The 3,070-nt window shown below is 41.1% G+C and carries 4 protein-coding genes; 2 read left to right on the top strand and 2 right to left on the bottom strand.

Annotated features, from left to right (window positions below):
* Positions 1 to 1,344, bottom strand: a 1,344-nt coding sequence (locus IQ229_RS21030; RefSeq protein WP_194047056.1) for an NB-ARC domain-containing protein, incomplete at its 3' end; no start/stop codon positions are given.
* Between the two features lie 412 nt (positions 1,345 to 1,756).
* Between IQ229_RS21030 and IQ229_RS21025 the strand changes: the two genes are divergently transcribed.
* The gene (locus tag IQ229_RS21025) at positions 1,757 to 2,173 is read left to right on the top strand and encodes a hypothetical protein (RefSeq protein ID WP_228013620.1); all 417 of its coding nucleotides are present in this window, start codon (positions 1,757 to 1,759) and stop codon (positions 2,171 to 2,173) included.
* 162 nt (positions 2,174 to 2,335) lie between these two features.
* Here the strand turns inward: IQ229_RS21025 and IQ229_RS21020 are convergent, their stop codons facing one another.
* Positions 2,336 to 2,509, bottom strand: a complete 174-nt coding sequence (locus IQ229_RS21020) for a hypothetical protein (protein ID WP_194047052.1) — start codon at positions 2,507 to 2,509, stop codon at positions 2,336 to 2,338.
* Between the two features lie 332 nt (positions 2,510 to 2,841).
* On the opposite strand from IQ229_RS21020, the gene IQ229_RS21015 reads away from it, so the two are divergent.
* Positions 2,842 to 3,070 (top strand): hypothetical protein (locus tag IQ229_RS21015; protein ID WP_194047050.1); only part of this gene is annotated, 229 nt, incomplete at its 3' end.

The following is a 3,070-nucleotide window of genomic DNA, read 5'->3' as shown; positions in this document are numbered from 1 at the left end:
GGTTAGCAGGTATTGCGGTGATTCTGTGACTATTTCCTGGCAGACTTGTTCAATCAAGCAGTCTGTCACGTATTCCATCACCACAGGTTGCTGTGTGAATCCTCCAGTATTGCTTTCTATCAAGCTACACCAGCGTAAAGATTCTAGGACTGACATTAACTTAGGCTTAGGCAATGTTGGTGTAAAAGCTGTTTGCAATTCTGTCGAGGAAAGTTTCTCCCGATTAATTGCCAGCCAATACATGACTTGCTGCTCCAAGGTGGAGAGCCTTTTGAATTGTTGCTCTAGGAGATTGCCAATGCCCTTAAATACGGTTGTGCCTTCAGAAAAGAAATTGGCGATATTGCCTTCATGTAAGTCCCGAATGGAGGTGGCGGCAATTTTCAAAGCTAGGGGATTACCACGGTAACACTCAACTAGCTGGCGGGTTTCTTCTTCGGAGCCTGATAGCCCTTTGAGTGTCAAAATTGTTTGCCCAGCTGCGACTTCTAATCCTAATAAAGCAAGGGTACGAACTGGCAAAGCATCACCTTCCAAAGCGGCGATTTCAGTAGGTTTTTCCCGGCTGGTGAGCAGGACACAGCTTTGATGCTGTGTTTCTCCCAATCGCCATAGGAGTTCACCGTAGGGTTCGTAGCCCTCACGGTAACAGCCTGTCCCTTGCTGCAATAATGTGTCGAAATTATCCAGAATCAGCAAACATCGAGATTTGCGGAGGTACTCGATTAAACAAGTAATTTGCTCATGAGGGGAAGCAGGCAATGTGTTAACTTGCTGATGAGAAAGAATTTTGATGTAGTCTGTCACCTTGTTATGGAAAAAGGGTGCGTGTCGGAGTGATCGCCAAATCACATATTCAAATTCTCCCTGCAATTGTTCTGCTAACTTCACCGAGAGCGCGGTTTTACCGATACCACCCATACCTAACAGTGTGACTACACGAGCGCGTTGTTTACCGCCACAGGCATCTCTCACAATCCATTGACTGAGGGTTTCTAATTCAGTAGTACGTCCATAGAATTGGGAAACGTCGATTGCTTCTCCCCAGCTTGTGAAGGGTTGAAAGGTTGAGGAGGCGTTTATGTCCTTTTGTGGCTGTGTGGTTCGCTTCAGTATTCCTTGCAGGTTATTTTTGGTAACTTTTTCTCCTAAAGCTTGAGAGAGCGATCGCCATAATTCCGAACCAATATCTTTGATATAACCACAATCGTAATCGGACTCTACAGCCATGTCTAAGTACGTCTGTCCTGCCCAAGACTGACGAAATACAATCTCTTGAACTTTTGTTAAGCGTCCCCGTTCTAATAATTGCTCAACTAGTGCGATCGCCTCTTCAACCGTCATTTCTTTTCGTAAGAATACTAAGTTAACTACGATATTCGCACCATAAGCTTTATTTATTAAAAAAGTTTGCGTAAATCTACCAATAAGATCCGACTTTTTTCTGACCTTTTCAGACCATCGAATTTTACACCAGGCAGTAGAGTATTTGGATAAGCAGTATTCATATCCCCAACTTTTTACAGGGGATATAGGAGAAGCCAAACAAAGTAAGCAATAGGAATGAACAAACAATTAGGAATTGGTTTGACTTTGGCTGCATGAAGTTTTGGAATGATTATAGCTTATTAATTATTTGCAAACACAAAAATGCTCATGTCCAAATTAACCCGTTTCATAATGATAATTTCTGTTGCTGTTATCCAGCTTAATTTGAGAATCCAATCTTATGTTAAAGATCATCCGACGAGAGTTTGTGACTGCTGCATTATTATTAACAGTTCCAATTGGCGCAATCCTTACTGGTGTTGATATAAAACCTGCATTTGCCGATTGTAATCCCTTTGGCTGTTCACCATCTAGTGTTGCTGAATGTAATCCTTTCGGCTGTCCTAATGGACCACTAGGCCAAGCCTGTACGCCTTTTGGCTGTCCACAATCACCACAACCAGTGAGCGTTCGTGACGAGGAAATACCTGGACGTAGACGTTTAATTAGATGTATAAGAATATTGCGGCGTGAAGAAGTTGTTGGTAGGAGAGAGGCTGATAATGTTTGTGAATCTTTAATAAGAAATGAAAGGGTCTCTGATTGTGTTCAAGAATTAAGGAGTGTATCAAGACGAGAATTAAGGAGACGTGAAGCTAGCAATATTTGTGAAAGAATATTGTAAAATAATCGCCCTGCCTGTAGTGTGCTTTAACGGAATATAACGCACCTTTTTTACCTTATCCAAAAAGCAACTCAAACGGTTTGTTTTATGCGCTTTGATTGGTGCGTTAAGTTATTTGCTGGTTGGGTGGGTTAAAGCGAAATCCAACACTATATTTTCTCACTACACGAGAACTTTATGCGATCGCACTTGCCAAGATACGCTGATTTTGTGCGATCGCCATAATTTCGAGTTGATCTGAAATAGCTCAGAGCGATCATCCCCTTCTAATAATTGGTCAACTAGTGCGTAGACGCGTAGCGGCTTGTCGTTAGACATCGCCTCTTCAACCGTCATTTATTTTCATGAGAATACTAAATTAACTCCGATATTCGCACTATAAGCTTTATTTCTTCAAATATATCACGTGAATATACGCAGAATCTATGCAGATGGTACATAGAATCGGGTGCATTTAAAGATACAAATACTCATCCTATCTATAACTTCGTCTCACGCACCCGATAAGTTGATTTAAGTGTGACAAACAGATTAATCCTGATGCTAAAAAGATCCGACTTTTTCCGACCTTTTCCGACTGTCAAACTTTATACCAAGCATTAGAGTATTTAGATAAGCAGTTCTAGGACTGAAATGGTAATTCAGAATATTTTTGGAGTAACAAGCAAATGAAAGTGTTAAAAACTCTTGTCTCTTTAAGCGCTCTCAGCACTCTGTTGGGATTTGTACCACTGGCTGTTAATGCTCAACAAATTCCAACTAATTCGGTTGTTATCTGTAGCAGCATACCTGGTGGTGGTACAGCAAGCTTTAAACTTAACGGTAAGGTACAACGTTTACAGTCTAGTAAATGTAGTACTTATTCTGGTGCTTCTACCTTTCTTTTTTATACCGAAT

Origin of the sequence: Nostoc cf. edaphicum LEGE 07299 (assembly GCF_015207245.1) — a bacterium.
Classification (GTDB): domain Bacteria; phylum Cyanobacteriota; class Cyanobacteriia; order Cyanobacteriales; family Nostocaceae; genus Nostoc; species Nostoc edaphicum_B.
This window is presented reverse-complemented; position numbering and strand designations above follow the sequence as displayed.

What these genes read in the sequence shown, in the direction of transcription:
- IQ229_RS21020 (WP_194047052.1), bottom strand. Translation starts at nt 2,509, where the DNA reads ATGACGGTTGAAGAGGCGATGTCTAACGACAAGCCGCTACGCGTCTAC.